Source organism: Mitsuaria sp. 7 (genome assembly GCF_001653795.1).
Lineage (GTDB): Bacteria > Pseudomonadota > Gammaproteobacteria > Burkholderiales > Burkholderiaceae_C > Roseateles.
On sequence record NZ_CP011514.1, the window covers coordinates 4,383,602 to 4,403,902 of the forward strand.

Annotated in this window: 18 protein-coding genes; 10 read left to right on the forward strand and 8 right to left on the reverse strand. The window is 68.6% G+C overall.

The features are described from left to right. Window positions 1-4 precede the first annotated feature (4 nt). The 4 genes from ABE85_RS19195 to ABE85_RS19210 all read left to right on the forward strand — a co-directional run bounded on the left by ABE85_RS19195 (window position 5) and on the right by ABE85_RS19210 (window position 5,422). The gene (locus tag ABE85_RS19195) at window positions 5-1,873 is read left to right on the forward strand and encodes a glycoside hydrolase family 9 protein (RefSeq protein ID WP_082938759.1); all 1,869 of its coding nucleotides are present in this window, start codon (window positions 5-7) and stop codon (window positions 1,871-1,873) included. 71 nt (window positions 1,874-1,944) lie between these two features. Further along, entirely contained in the window at window positions 1,945-2,892 is a 948-nt protein-coding gene (locus tag ABE85_RS19200) for a LysR family transcriptional regulator (RefSeq protein ID WP_231993135.1), read from the forward strand. A gap of 244 nt (window positions 2,893-3,136) precedes the next feature. Then, on the forward strand, window positions 3,137-4,750 hold the full coding sequence (locus tag ABE85_RS28810; RefSeq protein WP_067278270.1) for a carbohydrate-binding protein: 1,614 nt from the start codon (window positions 3,137-3,139) through the stop codon (window positions 4,748-4,750). A gap of 135 nt (window positions 4,751-4,885) precedes the next feature. Next, window positions 4,886-5,422: an ester cyclase gene (locus ABE85_RS19210; RefSeq protein WP_082938760.1), complete on the forward strand. Its 537-nt coding sequence runs from the start codon at window positions 4,886-4,888 to the stop codon at window positions 5,420-5,422. Between the two features lie 12 nt (window positions 5,423-5,434). Here the strand turns inward: ABE85_RS19210 and ABE85_RS19215 are convergent, their stop codons facing one another. Further along, window positions 5,435-5,749, reverse strand: coding sequence for a DUF1330 domain-containing protein (locus tag ABE85_RS19215; protein ID WP_067278277.1), 315 nt, complete (start codon window positions 5,747-5,749; stop codon window positions 5,435-5,437). Beyond that, on the reverse strand, window positions 5,746-6,186 hold the full coding sequence (locus tag ABE85_RS19220) for a heme-binding protein (RefSeq protein WP_067278282.1): 441 nt from the start codon (window positions 6,184-6,186) through the stop codon (window positions 5,746-5,748). Before ABE85_RS19220 ends, ABE85_RS19215 begins: the two co-directional genes overlap by 4 nt. A 156-nt stretch (window positions 6,187-6,342) precedes the next feature. Here ABE85_RS19220 and ABE85_RS19225 point away from each other — a divergent pair, with 156 nt between their 5' ends. Continuing rightward, window positions 6,343-8,616 carry a GAF domain-containing protein gene (locus ABE85_RS19225; protein WP_067278286.1) on the forward strand — a complete coding sequence of 758 codons (2,274 nt, stop codon included), beginning with the start codon at window positions 6,343-6,345 and terminating at the stop codon, window positions 8,614-8,616. A gap of 40 nt (window positions 8,617-8,656) precedes the next feature. On the opposite strand, the gene ABE85_RS19230 is transcribed toward ABE85_RS19225, so the two are convergent. Beyond that, a complete protein-coding gene (locus tag ABE85_RS19230) occupies window positions 8,657-9,775 on the reverse strand; it encodes an FAD-dependent monooxygenase (RefSeq protein WP_157522643.1) in 1,119 nt (372 codons plus the stop codon). Window positions 9,776-9,962: 187 nt separating this feature from the next. On the opposite strand from ABE85_RS19230, the gene ABE85_RS19235 reads away from it, so the two are divergent. Both ABE85_RS19235 and ABE85_RS19240 read left to right on the forward strand, forming a co-directional pair. Next, entirely contained in the window at window positions 9,963-10,589 is a 627-nt protein-coding gene (locus tag ABE85_RS19235) for a TetR/AcrR family transcriptional regulator (RefSeq protein WP_067278292.1), read from the forward strand. Next, the gene (locus tag ABE85_RS19240) at window positions 10,589-11,272 is read left to right on the forward strand and encodes a pseudouridine synthase (RefSeq protein ID WP_082938762.1); all 684 of its coding nucleotides are present in this window, start codon (window positions 10,589-10,591) and stop codon (window positions 11,270-11,272) included. Before ABE85_RS19235 ends, ABE85_RS19240 begins: the two co-directional genes overlap by 1 nt. Here ABE85_RS19240 and mmsB read toward each other — a convergent pair. The 5 genes from mmsB to ABE85_RS19265 all read right to left on the reverse strand — a co-directional run bounded on the left by mmsB (window position 11,205) and on the right by ABE85_RS19265 (window position 17,081). Continuing rightward, window positions 11,205-12,122, reverse strand: a complete 918-nt coding sequence (mmsB, locus tag ABE85_RS19245) for a 3-hydroxyisobutyrate dehydrogenase (protein WP_067278295.1) — start codon at window positions 12,120-12,122, stop codon at window positions 11,205-11,207. The two genes, ABE85_RS19240 and mmsB, sit on opposite strands and share 68 nt — an antisense overlap. Before the next feature lie 87 nt (window positions 12,123-12,209). Further along, window positions 12,210-13,364 (reverse strand): enoyl-CoA hydratase/isomerase family protein, encoded by a 1,155-nt coding sequence (locus ABE85_RS19250; RefSeq protein ID WP_067278298.1) that lies wholly within the window; start codon window positions 13,362-13,364, stop codon window positions 12,210-12,212. Between the two features lie 9 nt (window positions 13,365-13,373). Beyond that, on the reverse strand, window positions 13,374-14,177 hold the full coding sequence (locus ABE85_RS19255) for an enoyl-CoA hydratase (RefSeq protein ID WP_067278301.1): 804 nt from the start codon (window positions 14,175-14,177) through the stop codon (window positions 13,374-13,376). Window positions 14,178-14,382: 205 nt separating this feature from the next. Next, on the reverse strand, window positions 14,383-15,543 hold the full coding sequence (locus ABE85_RS19260) for an acyl-CoA dehydrogenase family protein (RefSeq protein ID WP_067278305.1): 1,161 nt from the start codon (window positions 15,541-15,543) through the stop codon (window positions 14,383-14,385). Window positions 15,544-15,572: 29 nt separating this feature from the next. Continuing rightward, a complete protein-coding gene (locus ABE85_RS19265; RefSeq protein ID WP_067278308.1) occupies window positions 15,573-17,081 on the reverse strand; it encodes a CoA-acylating methylmalonate-semialdehyde dehydrogenase in 1,509 nt (502 codons plus the stop codon). Window positions 17,082-17,289: 208 nt separating this feature from the next. Between ABE85_RS19265 and ABE85_RS19270 the strand changes: the two genes are divergently transcribed. The 3 genes from ABE85_RS19270 (at window position 17,290) to ABE85_RS19280 (ending at window position 20,175) form a co-directional block, all read left to right on the forward strand. Next, window positions 17,290-18,795, forward strand: a complete 1,506-nt coding sequence (locus ABE85_RS19270) for a short-chain fatty acyl-CoA regulator family protein (RefSeq protein ID WP_067278311.1) — start codon at window positions 17,290-17,292, stop codon at window positions 18,793-18,795. 78 nt (window positions 18,796-18,873) lie between these two features. Beyond that, complete coding sequence (locus tag ABE85_RS19275) at window positions 18,874-19,437, forward strand: hypothetical protein (protein WP_067278314.1); 564 nt, start codon at window positions 18,874-18,876, stop codon at window positions 19,435-19,437. A gap of 438 nt (window positions 19,438-19,875) precedes the next feature. Next, window positions 19,876-20,175, forward strand: coding sequence for a CrpP-related protein (locus ABE85_RS19280; RefSeq protein WP_157522646.1), 300 nt, complete (start codon window positions 19,876-19,878; stop codon window positions 20,173-20,175). Window positions 20,176-20,301 lie beyond the last annotated feature (126 nt).

Below are 20,301 nucleotides of genomic sequence, written 5' to 3' on the forward strand. Positions count from 1 at the left end.
TCGCATGAAGACCGACGCCACCGCACGCACGGTGCATTCCCCCCGACGCTCCGCGCTCGCGGTGGCCGCGGTCTTCGCGGTCACCGCGGTCCTCGCGACCGCACCGATGGCCTCGCGCGCGGCAGCGGACGAACGCAAGACGACGGTCTCCGTCACCTTGCCGACCGATCCGCTGCTCGTGCAACTGAATCAGGTCGCGCTGGAGCGGTCCGGGCCCAAGCGCGCGGTCGTCGAATCGACCGGCGCGGCACAGGCGGGTCGCTACCGCGTGCTCTCGGGCGACAGGACCGTCGCCGAGGGCGAGCTCAAGCCGCTGCCGGACTTCTCCGCCTGGGGCGCGGGCAAGCGCTACTTCGAGGCGGACTTCTCTTCAGTACAGACGGCGGGTGTCTACCGCGTCGAGGCGACGCTGGACGGCCGGCGCGTGCTGTCCGCGCCGGTGCGCGTGCGCGACCAGGCGCTGTTCGCGACCACCGCCGACAAGCTGCTCGACTACTTCCGCCGCAGCCGCCACACCGGCAAGGGCGACCGCCGCATCCGCATCTTCGAGACCGATCGCTTCGTCGATGTCCACGGCGGATGGAAGGACGCCGGCGGCGACACGGGCAAGTACCTGTCGCACCTCGGCTACGCGAATTTCTTCAACCCGCAGCAGACGTCGATGGCGGCCTGGGTGCTGGCCTACACGGCGGATGCGTCGGCGGACCTGTACCGTCGCGCGGGGCTGCTCAAGCGCGCCCAGGACGAAGCGTTCTGGGGCGCGGATTACCTGCATCGCATCCTCGATGCGGAGGGCTACTTCTACACGACGGTCTTCGACAAGTGGGGCGCGGAAGGCGCCGAGCGCATGGTCGTCGGCTACGAAGGCGACGACGGGCGCTACACCAAGCTGTACCGCTCTGCCTACCGTGCGGGCGGCGGCATGGCGATCGCCGCGCTGGCGCGGGCCTCGCTGCTGGCGAAGCAGTCGGGACGGCATGGCAGCGTCGACGGGAAGACCTACCTCGCCGATGCGATCAAGGGCTTCGACCATCTGCAGCAGTTCAACGCGCAGTACACCGCCAACGGTGTCGAGAACATCATCGACGACTACACCGCGCTGATGGCCGCGGTGGAGCTGTTCAACGCGACGAAGGAGTCGCGCTTCCTCGACGCGGCACGCACGCGGGCGGACAGCCTGATGCGGCGTCAGGCGGCTGATGGCAGATTCATCAGCGACGGCGGGACGCGTCCCTACTATCACGCGGTCGAAGCCGGCCTGCCGGCGCTGAGCCTGGGCCACTACCTCGACATCGAGACGGACGACGCCCGGCGCGGCCACGCGACCACGGTGATCAAGGCGGCGCTCCAGCACGAGGTCGACATCACGCGGCGTGTGTCCAACCCCTTCGGTTATGCGCGGCAGTCGTTCCAGCTCGCGAAGGACGGCAAGGCGGACGGCCCGGTGCTGGAAGGCTTCTTCATTCCGCACAAGAACGAAACCGGCTACTGGTGGCAGGGCGAGAGCGCCCGGCTGCTGTCGCTGAGCACCGCGATGGCGGTGGCGGGCCGCAAGGTCTCCCCTGCCCTGCCCGCCGACTGGGCCGCGTTCGCACAGGACCAGGTCGACTGGACCCTGGGCAAGAACCCGTACGGCATCTCGATGCTCTACGGTTTCGGCAAGCGCAACCCGCCCACGGTGGCGTCGAGCGCGGGCGACATGTTTGCCGGCGGCATCTCCAACGGCATCACCGGCGCGGTCGGCAGCGACGCGGGCGAAGGCATCGCCTTCGGTCCAGGTCCGGACGACGAGCAATGGCGATGGGTGGAGCAGTGGATCCCGCATTCGACATGGATGCTGCTGGCGGCGACGTCGATGGCAAGGTCCCGATAGACGCCTGACCACCGGCACGGCGCGGCACCGGGTCCTATCATGGACGCCCTTTGCCTACAGACGCCGCACGAGTGACAACGCCCCTCTCTGCGAAAGACAGCGACGCTCGCGGCGGTCATGGCGACCGCCCCGCATTGATGCTCGACGAGATGGTCGCCTTCTGGCACGTCGTCGAGCACGGCGGCTTCTCTCAGGCCGCACGGGCGCTGGGAGTGGAACCATCGTCGATGAGCCGCAGCGTGGCGCGGCTGGAGCGCGCGCTGGAAGCCAAGCTGCTCATCCGCAGCCCGCGCTCGATGGCGCTCACCGAGCTCGGCGAGCAGGTGCTGCGCGAATGCGCGCTGATCCGCGATGCCGCCTCCAACGTGCATGCGCTGGCCGCGCGCTACGGCTCGCGCCCGTCCGGCGTGCTGCGCGTGTCGGCGCCGGTGGTGCTGGGACAGCTCTGGCTGGCTCCGAGGCTCGCGTCGTTCGCGGCGGCGTTTCCGGACGTCGACCTGCAGCTCTCGCTGAACGATCGCCCCATCGACATCGTCACCGAGCGCGTCGACGTCGCGCTGCGCATCACGGCGCAACCGCCGCAGGACCTCGTCGCCCGCAAGCTGTTCGACACGCCCTACGTGCTGGTGGCCTCGCCCGCGTATCTGGCGGCGCATGGCGCACCGGAGCGGCCGGAGATGCTGACGAGGCACCGTTGCATCCACCTGGGCTTCGGCGCTTTCGACGCGAACTGGCCGTTGAAGCGCGGCGAGGAACGGATGGTCGTCGCCATCGCGCCCCGGCATGCGATCGGGAACAGCCTGGCGCTCGCCGCCGCGGCGGAGCACGGCGCGGGGATCGCGCTGCTGCCCTTGTTCTCCGCGCAGCCGGGGCTGGCCGCGGGCCGGCTGGTGCGCGTGCTCGAGGCGTGGACGCCCACGGGCACCTATGAGCGCGCCGCTTATCTGCTCTACGCCGCCGGTGCGCGCGTGCCGCCGAAGGTGCGGGCCTTCGTCGAGCACATGACGGCGGCGCGCTGAGCGTCCCGGCCGAAGGCCTTCTTCGCATCGTCGGACATCGCTTCGCATACGCACATCGGCCTGCGCGAGGCGATACAGACCTTACGCGTCGTCATCGCGCAGATTCGAACTGGGCACGCAGGATCGGACAGTGCTTGCACAGCGCTTGCGCGGCAGACTCGCCCCACGTCGAGGAGCGGCATCGACGACCGCATCGATGCCGCGCCCGCCGCCGCATCCCTCTCACCCACCTACGGAGATTCCCATGACGACAGTCTTTTCCGGATCTTCCAGATCGTTCTGGAAGCATGCCGCCTGGACGATGCTGGCTTCAAGCCTGGCCCTGCTGCCCGGCCTGTCATGGAGCGGCGGCGGCGGACCGGGTCGCTCGGGCGCGTTGACGCTCGGTGCGGAGAACGTGAACGACTCGCCGCTCAAGGCGTCGAACTATCGTCAGCTGATGCGGTTCGTGCCCCGCTCGGACCTGCAGATCGATCGGGTCTATTTCGGCTTCAAGCTCAAGGGCGCCCGGTGCTGGGACACCGGCGACGAGTATGGCGCCGGAGACGGCGGCACGATGCTCGTCCGGCTGGTCGACATCAACGCGTCCACCGGCCTGCCCGCGGCGGAGATCGCCTCGGAAACCGTCAACGGCTGCACCCGGCACAACCAGGCCAAGGCGGAGGTCCGCAACGAGACGCCGGTCCTCGCCTGGGCCGCGCTGCGCGCCTCGCTGAAGGCCGGGAAGATGTACGGCCTGATCATCAGCAACGTCCATCCGGACCCGGCGCGCAACTTCTTCTCCTTCAACGCCCCCATCGGCGACGCGACGCTGGCCGGCCCGCACGGTCGCAACGAGCTCGACAAGGATGCGACCGACGCCCTCTTGTCGCTCGATCCGCGCGAGCACGTGGCGTGGTCAGAGGACAGCGGCAAGACCTGGCGCTACGGCAAAGCCAACGGCCAGTACCCGTCCTACATGAACGACCACGATCAGGCGCATCCGGCGACGCGTCTGCCGCAGTACGGCTTCCGGTTGACCAACGGCAGCAACGTGCCCGCGCAGCCGTACTACGCCTACTCGCTCGATTGCACGAATTGCACCGTCGCCTACGGCAACCTGCGCGTGACGCGCAGTCTCACCGAGGCCGGCGGCTTCACGGCCGGCACCGCCGGCATCGGCACGCTGACCGTGAAGAACCTCAGCACGGGACAGGAGTCCAGCTGCACGCCCTACCAGGGCTACGGCTTCAACCAGTGCAGCCTGGCGCGCGCCGTCCCCGTGCAGCCGGGCCAGATCTACAGCATCACCGCGACGGGATCCGTCGAGCTGATGAAGATGGATTACTCCATGCGCCTGCTGTTCCCGCAGGTCGGGCATGAGAGCGCGGACTTCCCCGGCTATCAGCCCTCTCCCCGGGCGGGGACCAATCGCGAGGACGTGCCCAGCCTGTGGGCCGGTCCGCTGTCACCGCTGGTCGCGTCCGACGCGCCGCCCCCCGCGTGGTCGCGGCAGATCGAGGCGGAGAGCTTCACCGCCCAGCAGGGCGTGCAGACGGAGTCCTGCTCCGAAGGCGGCCTCGACGTCGGCCGCATCGACACCGGTGACTGGATGGCCTACGCGAAGGTCGCCTTCCCCACCAGCGGGACCTACCGCGTGGAGTACCGCGTGGCCAGCACCGGCGGCGGAACGCTGTCGCTGGACCTCAACGCCGGGACCCTCGTCCTGGGCTCGCTGGCCGTTCCCGCGACCGGCGGCGCGCAGACCTGGCGCACGGTGTCGCACACCGTGACCATCAACGCCGGCACCTACGACGTCGGTGTCTACGCCTCGAAGGGCGGGTGGAATCTGAACTGGCTGCGCTTCACGAAGCTCTAGCAGCAGGTTCGGGCTGCGCCTGCAGGGAACAGACAGTGCCAGCGCCGTTCTTGCGAGTGAGACTCGGTCTGCCGGAGGCGGAGCACCGTCCGCCGACCCTGCATTCCTTTTCCTCTGCAAAAACGAGAGCACGACATGAAAGTTCTTCTTGCGCTGGCCGTTTCCTGCTTGGCGCTCCAGATGGCCCCCCCGGCCAAAGCGGCCAACGTGGCCGACGGCCCCAAGAGCGACGACCCGCAGGTCAAGGCCAACCTCAAGCGCTTCGACCAGCTGGACTTCGACGCCTACAGCGAGCGCAAGGACATGGACCTGTTCCGCAAGCTGCACTGCCATGACGTGAAGGTCGTCTATCCGGATGGACGAACCACCCATGGGATCGACGCCCATGTGCATGACATCCACACCATCTTCTTCAACGGCACGCCGGACTCCAGGGTCACCGCCCACCCGGTCGCCATCGGCCAGGGCCACTGGACGGCCGTCACCGGGGTCATCGAGGCGACCTTCTCCGAACCGATGAAGATCCCCGGCGACAAGGACATCCCGCCGACGGGGAAGAAGGCCAAGGTGGCCATGGTGACGATGGCCAGGTGGCGGGACGGATGCATCGCCGAAGAACAGATCTTCTTCGACAACGCCACCTACATGAAGCAGTTGGGCCTCAGTCAATGAGGCCGTTCAGCCTCAGCCGACGAGGCGGCCTTCGGTGATGACTGCGCGGTAGGTGGCACCGCGGAACCGATGCTGCGCGGCAGCCTGATACGCGGGGCTGAAGTACCACGCGCGTGCCGCTTCGAGCGACGGGAACTGGAGCAGGACCACGCCCTCCATCGGCGCGCCTTCCACGACTTCATGCGCGTCGTAGGCGGCCAACACCTGGGCGTCATGTCCTTCGAAGGTCGCCCCGACGGCGGCGCCGTACTTCGACATCTCCTCGGCGTCCAGGGTCGCCTCCTTGATGAAGACGATGTAGGCGGGCTTGGTCGCGGCGGTGCTCATGCGGCCACCTCGAAACCGAGTCCGCGCAGGGCGACGACGGCGGCGTCGTGGTCCTGCTGCGCCGTTCCGCCCGAGATGCCGATGCCGCCGACGACCTTCCCGCCCGCGACGATGGGGACCCCGCCCCCCACCGCCATCACGCGGGGATGGTTCGCCAGGGGCGCGGTGGCGGGTTGGGCGACCACGTGGTTCCAGACGTCGGTGCTGAGACCGAAGGACGTGGCCGTGTAGGCCTTGTCGATGGCCACGCCGACGGTGAGGAAGGGCGCCGCGTCGGCGCGCTCGAACGCGCTCAGGTGTCCGCCGCCGTCGGTGATGGCGATGGCGGCCTGGAAGCCGATGTCATCGGCGGCCTTGCGCGCGGCGAGCAGGAGATCCTGGGCCTTGTCGCGGGAGATCGACGCCGTGGCGTGGGTGTGGGACGTGTGCTGGGACATGGATCGGCTTTCGAGAAAATGGGGAGAAGCAGGGTCAATGTAGGTCTGGCTCCCACCCTTGAAAAGACGTAGTCGGACCGGTTCTCTTTCAAACGCAGATTGAAGATGCCGGAGCCCCGGAGCCCTCGCCGGGGGCGGCGGCGCTACCATTCGCCCATGGGCACGCAACAGCACTACATCGACGCGATCGGCCGGATGGCCGTGGTGCCGACCATCCTGGACGCCACCGCGCGCCTGACCGGGATGCGGTTCACCGCCGTCGCCCGCGTGACCGACACCTCCTGGACGGCCTGCGCCGTGCGAGACGAGATCGCCTTCGGGCTCAAGCCCGGCGACGAACTGGAACTCGTCACGACGATCTGCGACGAGATCCGCCAGCACGGACGCCCCATCATCTTCGGCAGCGCCAGCGCCGACGAGTACTTCCGCAACCACCCGACGCCCCGGCAGTACGGCTTCGAGAGCTACGTCTCGATCCCGATCTTCCGCGCCGACGGCTCGTTCTTCGGCACCCTGTGTGCGATAGACCCTCTGCCCGCCAAGCTGGACGACCCCCTGCTGCTGCAGACGCTGGAGCTGTTCGCCAAGCTCATCGGCACGCAGCTCGATGCCCAGGACCTGGATGCCCAGCGACTGGCCGCGCTCGCGGCGGCCGCCGATGCGCGCGAACTGCTCGAATGGGAGAACCAGCGCATCACCGCGCTGCTCAATGAGCGCGAACAGGTGGAGCGCGTCATCACGCGCGAACTCAACGACACGCGGCGCCTGCGCGACGTGGCCGCCCGTCTCATCGGCACCGACGGCGGCTCGACGCTGTTCGGCGAGATCCTCGAAGCGGCCATCGAGATCCTGGGCGGCAACGCCGGCACGATCCAGCTGCTGGACGAGCAGACGCACTGCCTGACCTTCCTCGCCTCCCGCGGCTTCAGCCCGGAGGTCACGGCGCACTTCGCCGTCGTCGACGCGGCCTCGGGCTCCCCGTGCGGCCGGGCGCTGGCCGCCGGTCAGCGGACTTTCATGCGCTTCGACGACCCCGACGATCCCGACCTGGACGGCTCCAACCGCCTGCATCTGGACGACGGCGTGCGCTTCGCCCAATCCACACCGCTGATCAGCCGGTCCGGCCGCCCGATCGGGATGTTCTCCGTCCATTGGGCCGAGCCGCCCGAGCTCAGCGAACGCGAGCTCCGCTTCCTCGACCTGCTGGGTCGCCAGGCCGCCGACCTGATCGAGCGCAACCAGGTGCAGGACACGCTGCTGGCGCGCGAGCGCGAACTGGAGGAGGAAGCCCGACGCAAGGATGAGTTCATCGCCGTGCTGGCCCATGAGCTGCGCAATCCGCTGGCTCCGATCCGCAGCGGCATCGAGGTGCTCAAGCGCGCCAACGGCGACATCAAGCTGATCGAGCGCGTCCGGCCGATGATGGAGCGGCAGATCGGCCAGGTCGTCCACCTCATCGACGACCTGCTGGACGTCTCGCGGATCCGGTCCGGCAAGGTGGAACTGAAACGCGAATGGGTGAGCCTGCAATCGCTCGTCGAGAGCGCGCTGGAGGCGCACCGCGGCCAGGTCGCGACCGGGGGCATCGAGCTCGTGGTCGCACTCGACGACCCGGAACGGCAGCTCGACGTCGATCCGACGCGGCTGTCGCAGGTCATCTCCAACGTGCTCCACAACGCGGTGAAGTTCACCCCGATGGGCGGCCGCATCACGATCCGCTCCACCGTCGAGCCCGCCGCTTCAGGAGAAGGCGCGGAGCAGGTGCTGCGCATCACCGACTCCGGCGTCGGCATCGCCGCGGAGATGCTGCCCAACATCTTCGACCTGTTCACGCAGGCGCGGTCCGACAGCTCGCGACATGGCGGGATGGGGATCGGGCTGGCGCTGTCGCGCAGCCTCATGGCGCTGCACGGCGGCTCGATCGCAGCGACCAGCATAGGCGCGGGCCACGGCAGCGAATTCGTCATCCGGCTGCCCGTGGGCGTGCCCGCGGCGGCGCCCACCGCGCCTGATCGCGCGGAAGGGGACGCCGATCTGGCCGGACTCCGCGTGCTGGTGGTCGACGACAACCAGGACGCCGCCGACGGCGTCGCGATGCTGCTGACGATGTGCGGCGGCGAAGTCCGCGTGGCCTACGACGCCACGCGCATCGTGGACGACGTGCGCACGTTCGAGCCCGGCCTGGTGCTGCTGGACATCGGCCTGCCCGGCATCGACGGCTACCAGGCCTGCCGCAACGTGCGCGAGGAGATCGGCGCCGACGTGCACATCGTGGCCCTGACCGGATGGGGGCAGGAAGAAGACCAGCGCCGCGCGACGGCCGCGGGCTTCAACGCGCATCTCACGAAGCCCGTGGATCTGGCGAGCCTGGCGCGGATCGCGTCGACAGCGGCGCTCAAGACGGATCGATCGATGGGCAGCGCCACCTGACCGACGAGAGGACGGACTGGAAAACGGACTGGAAGACGGGCTAGAAGTCGGCGCCCGTCTTCGCATTGCGCGCGCGGATCGCCTCTTCCGTCCGCGGCACCAGCGTCTCCAGGCCCGTCCGCACGGCCTGGGCCTGCACCTCGTCGATGAACGGCCGGAGCGCCTCGTCATAACGACGGAACGCCTCGACGTGATCGCCGCCGGCAGTCCGCATCGCCTCGCCCAGCGCCGCCGCGCCATCGATGGCCAGCGACCCGCCCATGCCGGCCGCCGGTGACGCGCAGTACGCGGCGTCCCCCACCAGCACGACCCGACCCCGCGACCACGCCGGCATGCGGATCTGGCACAGCTTGTCGAAGTAGAAGCTCGCCGAGGCCTCGATCTCCTTGAGCATCTCCGGCGTCCGCCAACCCACGCCGGCGAACTGCTCGGCGATGATCTCGCGCTGACGCGCCTCATCGCGATGGTCGACGGCGAGCTCGGTCTCGCTGACGAAACCGAGGATGACGTCGGTCTTGTCCTTGTAGGCGTTCAGCATGACCGCCTTGCCCGGCACGTTGAACAGCTGCGCGGTGTCGCGCCCGATGAGCAGCTTGTCCAGGATCGTGATCGAGAAATACTGTTCGAGGAAATGCGCGTACTGCGACTCCTCGCCGAACCAGAGCCTGCGCACGCCCGAGTGCATGCCGTCGCATCCGAGCACGAGATCGAACACGCGCGGCGCGCCGTGCCTGAATGCGACCTCGACGCCGCCGGCCGTCTCGGTCAGCCCGACGATGCTGTCCCCGAACACGAAGCGCGCGCGGCCCTGGGCGGCGTTGAACAGGATGTCGAGCAGCACGTTGCGCTCGATCTCGAACTCGTCCTCCGGCGGCGGCTCGTCCTCCTCGCGGACGACGATCGCCCGCTCGGTGCCGTCGTCGGCGTTCTTGAACTCCCATCGCCGCAGGTGCAGGCGATTCGCGCGGATCGCGTCCAGCACTCCCATGCGCCGGACGATGTCGACGGTGTTCCCGCGGATGTCGACCGCGGTGCCGCCCGTGCGCAGGCCCGGTCCGATCTCGACGACCGTCACGTCGTAGCCCAGCTCGCTCATCCAGTACGCGGACGACAGTCCCGCGAAACTCGCGCCCGAAATGAGCACCTTCTTTCCGTTCATCGACGTCATCCGTTGATCCCATCGCGCGGCAACACGGCGCGATCGACGGAAAGTTTGTACTCGGTATAACTTTTTCGCAAGTAATTTTTTACTCGATACAACTTTCTTCGTCACTGCGGGAGCGGAACGACCTGGCGACGCCCTGCCGACGATCGCGACGTGGTCGCATCGGCTAAGCTGCGCGCCCATGGGCGAGCTACGCGAGAGCAAGAAACGCGAGACCCGGCAACGGATCTCGGATGTGGCGACAGGACTGTTCTTCGAGCGCGGTTTCGACGCCGTGACGATCGACGAGATCGCACTGGGGGCGAACGTGTCGAAGATGACCGTCTTCAACTACTTTCCGCGCAAGGAAGACCTGCTGCTCGACCGCGAGGACGATCTGAAGCTGGCGCCCTTCCGGGAGGCGGTGCGCAACCGGCCGGACGGGCAATCGCCGGTCGACGCGATCCGGGCGCTGCTGCGCACGATGAGCAGCGAGAAGCACCCGCTCTGCTACATCGGCCCGCCGGCGCTGGACTGGTGGCGCGTCCTGGCGTCGAGCGCATCGCTGCAGGCGCGGCTGCGCGAGCTGTCGGACGAGGGCGCCGAGGCGCTCGCGATCGAGCTCGGCGGCGCCAAGCCCGACGGCCGGTCGCGACTGATGGCCGGGTTGATCGCGCTCACGCTGCGCACCGCACGCGAGGAGACGGTCCGGATGATGGCACGCGGTGTTTCGGCGAAGAAGGCGAACGCCGCCTTCCTGGTCCTGATGGAACAGGGGCTGACGGCCGTCGAGACGCTCGAGACACTTCCGCTCCAAGCCGATTGCTGATGATGCGCCCCACCGGATCCGCTGCCTCTTCTCCCCGCCTGATCTGCTTCAACAAGCCCTACGGCGTGCTCAGCCAGTTCACGCCTGAAGGTCGGTGGCGGGGACTGAAGGACTTCCTCCAGATGCCCGGTGTCCACGCTGCCGGGCGGTTGGACGGCGACAGCGAGGGCCTGTTGCTCCTCACCGATGACGGACAGCTCCAGGCCCGCATCGCCAGTCCGCGCTTCAAGATGGACAAGACCTATTGGGTGCAGGTGGAGGGGCTGCCCGACGAGCGCGCCCTGTCCGCGCTGCGCGACGGCGTCGAGCTCAACGACGGGAAGACGCTGCCCGCGCAGGCACGCTTGCTGACCGAGGCGCCGGCGCTCTGGGAGCGGGATCCGCCGATCCGCGTGCGCCAGTCCATCCCGACCTGCTGGATCGAGCTGGTGATCCGGGAAGGCCGCAACCGGCAGGTGCGGCGAATGACGGCGGCGGTCGGGCATCCCACCTTGCGGCTGGTGCGCGCCGCCGTCGGTCCCTACCGGCTGGACGGTCTCCTGCCGGGGGAGTGGCGGGAGTCACCGCTCAGCGCGGCGCTCACCGAAGCGCTCCAGCTCGCGGCAGCGCAGACGCTCAAGGCTTCGTCAACAGCTGCTGCACGCTCGAGAAGTCCAGGCCGCCGCGGCCCGCCCGGCCGTTGAGCGCATAGAGGTTGCGCGCGAGCTCGCCGAGCGGCACGGCCGCGCCGACCTGCAGCGCGGCTTCGACCGCCAGGCCGAGGTCCTTGAGCATCAGGTCGCTGCCGAAGCCGCCGGTGTAGCCGCGCGACGCGGGCGCTTCCGGCTTCACGCCGGGCCAGGGATTGCAGACCTCGGTGGCCCAGCTGCGGCCGGTGCTGACGGCCATCATCGCGGAAAGCGCCTGAGGATCCAGGCCGTGGGACACACCGAGCGCCAGCGCTTCGCCGGTCACCGCCATGATCACGCCGAGCGCCATGTTGTTGCACAGCTTGGCGACCTGGCCGGCGCCGGATGCACCCATGTGGAAGATGTTCCTGCCCATCGCGGACAGCACGGGGCGGGCGCGTTCCAGCGCCGCCGCCTCGCCGCCGACGATGAAGGTCAGCGTGCCCGCTGCGGCGCCTGCCGTGCCGCCGGACACCGGCGCATCGATCATCGCGAGCCCGCGTGCTTGCGCGGCCTCGGCCACGCGCTGCGCGCTCGCCGGGGCGATGGTGCTGCAGTCGATGACAAGCGCGCCCGCGGCGATGCGGGCGATGAGCCCGTCGTCGCCAAGGAACAGCGACTCGACGTGCTTGCTGGCCGGCAGCATCGAGATCACCACCGATGCGCCTTCCACGGCCGCTGCGGCCGAGGGCGCCACGGTGACGCCCACCGCGCGCGCCGCCGTCAGCGCGGCCTCGCTCAAGTCGAAGGCCGCGACCGCGTAGCCGCCCTTCACCAGATTGGCCGCCATCGGCCCACCCATGTGGCCGAGGCCGATGAAGGCGATGCGTTCAGCGGTCGTCGCTTGGCCGGTTGCGTTGCCCATGGTCCTGTCTCCTTGTCTTGACGGCATGCGCGGTGGGCGATGCCGTGTCGTCATGCAATGTGCTCGATGCGCCCTGCTGCGTTCAACTCAACGCAGATCCGCCAGCGGATGCTCGCCCGTGAAGCGCGGCGCGAGCAGCGCATCCAGATGCGCATCGCCGCCATCGTCCTGCGCGGCACCTTGCCAGCGCGGCGTCTTGTCCTTGTCGATCAACAGCGCCCGCACGCCTTCGGCGAAGTCCGGGAACACGCAGCAGCCGACCGAGGCCTGGTACTCCATCCGGAAGACCTCCGCCAGCGACGCATGCCGCAGGCGGCGCTGCAAGGCGATGGCGAGGACTGCCGACGTCGGCGAGCCTTTCTGGAAGGTCGCCCCCGCGGCCGCCAGCCACGAATCGTCCTCGCAGGCCAGCGAGCGCAGACGTGGCGCGATCGTGGCCAGCGTGTCGTGTGGTCCGATCAGCGCGTCGATGCGATCGCGATGCGGCGCGAGTTGGCCGGGCGCCAGTTCGGCGGAAGGCAGCGCACGCAGCAGGTCGTCGAGCCTTTCGGCATCCGCCGAGCGTTCGCCGTCCCATCGCGCATGCGCGATGGATTCGAGCAACGCGCCCTGGTCCTCGGCGCGCGCGGCGCGATCGGCCAGACCGGCCCAGAGCGCATCCGCCGCATTGAGCGGCGCGCCCGTGAGCGCGAGGAACAGCCCCGTGCGTCCCGGCAGCCGCGAGAGGAACCAGCTCCCGCCCACATCCGGATAGAGGCCCAGCGTGATCTCCGGCATCGCCAGCTTGCTGCGCGGCGTCACCACGCGGTGCGACGCCCCCGCCATCAGGCCGATGCCGCCGCCCATCACGATGCCGTGGCCCCAGACGAGCAGCGGCTTCGGGAAGCGATGGAGGGTGTGGTCGAGGCGGTACTCGCGTTCGAAGAAATCGGCGGCGTCGCGCGGCACCTTGCCGGCTCCGGCCGCGCGCATCGAGCGGTAGAGACCGACCACGTCACCGCCGGCGCAGAAGGCCTTCTCGCTGTTGCCGTCGAGGATCACGCCCGCCACCTGCGGATCGTCGGCCCACGCGTTGAACTGCGCCTGCAGCAGATCGACCATCGGCAGGGTCAGCGCGTTGAGGCTGGCCGGCGCGTTCAGCGTGGCATGGCCGAAGCGATGGCCCGACGCGGTCACGACGGTGCGGAACAGCACCGGTGCGTCGGCGTGTTCGCCTTGGCTCGTGTTCTGGGAAACGGTCATCGTGCCTCCTCAGGCGTTGCGCCACTGCGGGCTGCGCTTGCCCAGGAAGGCTTGCACGCCTTCGCGCTGGTCCTCGGTCTCGAAGAGTCCGATGAAGGCCTCGCGCTCTGCGGCCAACTGCGATTGCGGCGGCGCGGTGCGCGCGCCCTGGATCAATCGCTTGCAAGCGGTGACGCTGGTGGGGCTCTGCGCCTGCACGCGCTCGGCCCATTGCAGCGCCTTCGCCAGCGCGCCACCCTTGGGCACCAGTTCATCAGCGAGCCCGATGCGCAGAGCCGTCTCGGCATCGACGCGCTCGCCCAGCAGCACCATGCGCTTGGCCCAGCTTTCGCCGACGGTCCAACTCAGCCACTGCGTCCCGCCGGCACACGGCAGCAGGCCGACGGTCGCCTCGGGCAACGCCACCACCGCATGCGACTCCGCGATGCGCAGGTCGCAGGCCAGCGCGCACTCCAGGCCTCCGCCCATCGCATAGCCATTGATCGCTGCGACGCTGACGCCGCGGAAACCGGCGAGCGCTTCGAAGGCTTCGCCGAAGCGGCGGGCCATCGTCGCGGCGACGCCCTTGTCGCCATCGGCGAAGAGCTTCAGATCGGCGCCGGCGCTGAAGAACTTCTCGCCGTCGCCGGTGATGACCAGCGCGTAGATCTCGCGGTCGCGGTTGAGATCGCCGACCAGCCGCGTCAGCGCGGCCAGGCTGTCCGCCGTCCACGTGTGTGCGGGTGGATTCGTCAGCGTGACGATCGCAGTGTGGCCGCGGCGTTCCAGCCGCAGACCGGCGTAAACCGCCGTGGTGTCGTGGGTGTCAGTCATGAGGTCACAGATGTGAAGTTGTGGATGAGGTCGAGAGGTTGAAGGTCATCTGACTTCGACAGGCCGCTGGCCCTCACCCCTGCCCTCTCCCGCAAGCGGGAGAGGGAGCAAGAGGAGCCAGTGCTACGGGCAGAGCCGGTCGGACTCCCTCTCCCGCTTGCGGGAGAGGGTGGGGGTGAGGGCCAGCGGCCGCACGAAGTACTCATCACCGGATCGCCTCCGGCGCCTCGTCCAGCAACATCCGTCGCGCGACGATGACGCGCATGATTTCGTTGGTGCCTTCGAGGATCTGATGCACGCGCGCGTCGCGCAGATAGCGCTCCAGCGGGTACTCGCGGATGTAGCCGTAGCCGCCGTGGATCTGCAGCGCCTCGTTGCAGACGCTGAAGCCGATGTCCGTGGCCAAGCGCTTGGCCATCGCGCAATACACCTGCGCGTCGGGCGACTTCGCATCCAGCTTGGACGCGGCGAGCCGCACCATCTGCCGCGCCGACACCAGCTCGGTCGCCATGTCGGCGAGCTTGAACTGCAGCACCTGCATGTCGGCCAGCGCGCGGCCAAACTGGTGGCGCTCATGCATGTAGCGCTGGGCCGCGGCCAGCGCGCCCTGCGCGGCGCCGACCGAGCAGGTCGCGATGTTGATGCGTCCGCCGTCCAGCCCCTGCATCGCGATGCGGAAGCCCTGCCCTTCCTCGCCGAGCAGATGCGACGCCGGCACGCGCACGCCGTCGAAGGCGATGGCGCGCGTGGGCTGGCTGTTCCAGCCCATCTTCTCTTCCTTGCGGCCGTACTGGACGCCGGGCGAGTCGCCTTCAACGAGGAACGCGGAGATCCCATCCGCCCCCGCCCCGCCGGTGCGCGCCATCACGACCAGCACGTCCGTCGCACCGGCGCCGGAGATGAAGGCCTTGTTGCCATCGATCACGTACTCGTCGCCGTCGCGACGCGCGGTCGTGCGCAGCGAGGCGGCGTCCGACCCCGAGCCGGGCTCGGTCAGGCAGTACGACGCCAGCTTCGTTCCACTGCACAAGGCCGGACCGAATCGCCGGGCGATCTCCTCCGTCGCATACGTGCTCACCATCCACGCGGCCATGTTGTGGATGCTGAGGAACGCGGTGGTCGACGGGCAGGCCGTGGCAAGTTCCTCCAGCACGATGGTCGCGTCCAGCCGCGGCAGCCCGAGCCCGCCGCGCTCCGCCGGCGCATACAACCCGCAGAAGCCGAGCTCCCCCGCATGGCGCAGCGTGTCGCGCGGGAAGATCGACTGCGCGTCCCACTCCGCCGCGTGCGGCGCCATCTCGTCGCGGGCGAAGTCGCGCGCCGCCTGCTGGAAGGCGCGTTGCTGCTCGTCGAGCTCGAAGTCCATCAGGTCCTCACCGGTTCAGGAGTCGCGGCTCACTTGAGGCTGATCGTCGTGTTGACGCCGCCGGTGGAGGCGTCGTCGAACCAGCGCGCGGTGACGGTCTTCGTCTGCGTGTAGAAGAGGACGACCTGCTTGCCGTAGGGTCCGAGGTCGCCGAGCTTCGACGCGCGCGATCCGGTGAACGAGAACATCGGCACCGGCACCGGGATGGGCACGTTGATGCCGACCTGGCCGATGTCGATCTCGTCCTCGAATCGACGCGCGGCCGCGCCGGACTGCGTGAACAGCGCGGTGCCGTTGCCGTTCGGATTGGCGTTGATCATCGCGATCGCGTCGTCGAGCGTCGCAGCCTCAGCGACGCACAGGACCGGGCCGAAGACCTCCTGGTCGTAGATCGTCATGCCGGGCTTCACGCCGCTGAAGACCGTCGGGCCGACGAAGTTGCCTTCCTTCAACTGACCGCTGAGCGGCGGCAGCCGCCCGTCGAGGGCCAGCGTCGCGCCATCCTCGATGCCCAGAGCGATCAGGCGTTCCACGCGATCGCGCGCCGCGCAGGAGATCAGCGGACCGACGTCCGTCGTCGCCGAATCGCCGGCGCCCACGCTCAGTCCCTTGGCCTTGGCGATCAGGTCCGGCAGCCACTCGCGCGCGGCGCCGACAAGCACCGCGACCGACACCGCCATGCAACGCTGCCCCGCCGCACCGAAAGCGGCGCCGGCGAGCGCGTTGAGCGTCTGTTCCTTGTGCGCGTCCGGCAGCACGACGGCGTGGTTCTTCGCGCCCATCATGCATTGCACGCGCTTGCCGGACTTGACCGCGCGGTCGTGCACGAGCGTGCCCACGCGCGTCGAGCCGACGAAGGAGATGGCGCGGATGTCGGCGTGGTCGCACAGCGCGTTGACGACGTCCTCGCCGCCGTGCACGACGTTGAGCACGCCCTTCGGGATGCCGGCCTCCAGCGCCAGTTCCACGAGCCGCATCGTCACCATCGGATCCTGCTCCGACGGTTTGAGCACGAAGGTGTTGCCGCAGGCGATGGCCATCGGGAACATCCACAGCGGGATCATCGCTGGGAAGTTGAACGGCGTGATGCCGGCGCAGACGCCCAGCGGCTGCAGCAGGGTGTAGGTGTCGACGCCGCCGGCGACGTTGTGGGCGCGCTCGCCCATCTGCAGCGAGCCGATGTTGGCCGCGTGCTCCACGACCTCGAGCCCGCGGAACACGTCGCCTTCGGCATCGGCGAGGGTCTTGCCCTGCTCGGCGGTGAGCGTCGCGGCCAGCGACTTGATGTTGTCGCGGATCAGTTGCTGGTACTTCAGGAAGATGCGCGCGCGCTGCCCGATGGGCACCTTGCGCCAGGTCTTGAAGGCGTCCTGCGCGGCGGCGATGGCGGCCTCGACTTCATCGGGCGTGGCCATCGGCACGCGGGCCAGGCGTTGCTGCGTCGCGGGGTTGATCACGTCGCGCCACTCGGTGCTGCGCGACTGGACGAACTCGCCGTTGATCAACAACGGAATACGGGGCAACTCTTCGCGGCTCATGCACGGTCTCCAGCAGATCGATGCCATCGTGGCGACCGGTTTCGCGAACCATTCGCGACCCTTTTGGCGGCGCACTCGACGGTGGGTTGAATTTCACAGAGAATCTATCCACACACTTTGCAAGACGCCAGCGCCTCCTCTTGTGAAGCGGTGCCGCGGCAAAACACTCCACAAGAATTCTGTGAAATCAGCGAATCCTGTGAAACGCATGGCCTCTCCCACCGGCACCCCGGCCAGCTCGTCGCGCAAGCTGTTCATCGGACCGCGGATCCGTCGCCTGCGCGAGCAGCTGCAGTGGAACCAGGCCGAGCTGGCGAGCCGTCTCGGCCTGTCGCTGAGCTACGTGTCGCAGATCGAGACCAACCAGCGGCCGGTCACGGCGAGCGTGCTGATCAAGCTCGCCGAGGTCTTCGGCGGCGGCATCGGGCAGTTTTCGGAGGAGCAGGACCAGCAGCTGCTCGCCGATCTCGATGCGGCGCTGCGCGACCGCTCGCTGACGACGACGGTGATGGCTCCGGCGCAGGTCGCGCGGCTGGTGGAGCAGGCGCCGGAACTGGCGGAGTCCTACGTCGCGCTGCATCAGCGCTACCTGCGCCTGCAGGACGAGCACTCGCAGATGATCGACCGCTTCTACGGCGAGCAGGGCCGCGAGGCGGCGGGCGCGACGCCCTCGTTCCGCGGCGAGCCGCTGCCGCACGAGGCGGTGCGTGATCACCTGAACCGCCGCAACAACCACCTCGATGACCTGGACCTGCGCGGCGAGCAGTTGGCGGAGTCGCTCGGTCTGGTGCCGGGTCATCGCGCGCAGCCGCTGCGCGATCTGCTGCTGCAGCGCTACGGCATCAGGACCGAAGTGGGCGACGAGGCCGAGACGCGGGAAGAGACGTCCGACGCCTTCCTGCGGCACTACGACGCGCGCCGGCGGCTGCTGCGCATGCCGCGGTTCCTGAGCGACGCGCAGCAGGCGTTCCAGCTCGCGACGCAGTACGCGCTGATCGCCGAGGCCGATGCCATCGAGGCGGAACTCGGTGCCGGTGCCTTCGTCGATGAAGCGACGCGCGCGCTGGCCCGCCAAGGCTTCGCGCACTACTTCGCCGGCGCGACGCTGCTGCCGTATGGCGAGTTCCTGACGACGGCCCGCAACGCGCGCTACGACATCGAGCTGCTGCAGCAGCGCTTCCAGGTGAGCGTCGAGACGGTCTGCCATCGGCTCTCGACGCTGCAGCGCAACGGCAACCGCGGCGTGCCGTTCTACTTCGTCCGCGTGGACCAGGCGGGCAACATCTCCAAGCGGCAGAGCGCGACGAGTTTCCACTTCGCGCGACACGGCGGCGCATGCCCGCTGTGGCACGTGCACGAGGCCTTCGCGCAGCCGGGTCGCTTCCTCACGCAGATCGCGGAGATGCCCGACGGCAGCCGCTTCTTCGGCATCGCCCGCACGATCGAGCGGCACGGCGGTGGCGGCTACCTCGCGCGTCGCAAGCTCTTCGCGATCGGCTTGGGCTGCGACATCTCGCATGCGCGGGAGCTGGTGTACGCGGAAGGCCTGAGCTTCGACGAGAGCACCGTGTCCAAGCAGGCGATCCCCATCGGCCCCGGCTGCCGCGTGTGCCCGCGCGAGCACTGCGTCCAGCGCGCGTTCCCGCCCGCGGGCAAGGCGCTGGTGGCGGACAGCGACAGCGAGTCGCTGGTGTCGTATCGGTTCACGGGCTGAGAGCGATTCGACCGGCCACTTCACGCTGAGCACACCATCGGCCCCTACGCTGCGCCGATGTCTTGTCAAGCGCCGCCAATGATTCCTGTCGACGCCGCACGCAGGCGCCGTTCGTTCGTCCCTGTGGCGATCTTTGCCGTCGGCGTTTTCGCTCTGTCGTTCTACGAATTGGAGATCGATCCGCTCATCGGCTTCCTGCTCAAGCTGACGGTCTTCACCTGCGGGATCATGGCGCCTCGCCGCACTGCCATTGGTGCGTGGCGAGGCGAGGATCGATGGCGCTGCCGCGTCGCATGCACGGTCACGTTCCTGATATGGGCAGCCTGGATTTCCGGCGGCGTGAACGTCGTCGCCAGGCAGGCCTGGTTCTGGAAAGAACGGGCCTTCTTCGACCGGGCCGTCCGCGAAGCCGCAGACGGACGGGTGCCGTCATGCGTGGCGACGAAACGGTGCATCCATGAACCCGGGCGCGGCGCGGATCTCGCCTTCCCCATGGGCGGAATTCTGGACAACTGGTACGGCGTGGTCCACGCGCCTGCCTGGCAGGATCCTTCGTTCGATCGCGATCGGTCAAGCTTCGACGGTGATCTGGTGGGATGCGATCACCTGAACGGGCCGTACTTCATCTGCAGTTTCACGTAGCGTCGAAGATGCCAAGCGACTAGGCATGGCAACATCCCCGCATGCCCGCCTACGCTTGGTCCTGCCTGTCCTGCGGCCGCTCGAACGCGGCCGCCTGCGAGCGTTGCAGCGAATGCGCCTGCCCCGCTGCGCCACGCTCAAGCCAGATCGAAGACGCCCGGCGCCGGTACACGCAGCGCGGCGGTACGCTCGAGAACGATGCCAGGATGGCTGCGACCTGGGACCCTGACCCCTTCGGTCTGTTGATCAGGCTGTTTTTCGCCCTCCTGCTGGGCTGCTGGCCTCGGCGAAGAGGCGAAGGCTGACATCGCTCCTTGAACAGGCCGGGAAAGCGGGGATCCCTTCATCACTCAACGGGAAACTTTCCGATCGCCGGCGCCGGGACCCGTCTTCGCTGAGAGCGCCTAATGGGGTTCACAAGCAATGCTGGAGTGGACGATGAAGCGCAGTACCAAGCCCCACCCTGACAAGAGACAACGACCCGGCGACGACCGTGCGCTGTCCACCGCGGAGCGATCGGAGCTTCAACGACAAGGCGCGAAGGCCGCGGTGCGTGGCGACGGATCCTCCGGCAATCCGATGGACGAGGCGTCCAACCTGCCGACGAACACGGGCGAGTGCTCCGATTTGTGGAAGGAGCGCAAGGACGCGTGGCAAAGCGGCCACGAGGCCCAGACGAGGACGGACGACAAGGCAGCCGCACGCAGCGACACCGACCGCCCGAAGGACGAGCACTAGATCGCCAGCCACCTGACCCGGCAAGGCCGCTCCACGTTTGCTCGATATCGGCCCGGATTACCGGGCGACTTCCTGCGGTCACTCCTCGCTCATTGCCGCGAAGCGATGCCGCCGGCGAACGACGCC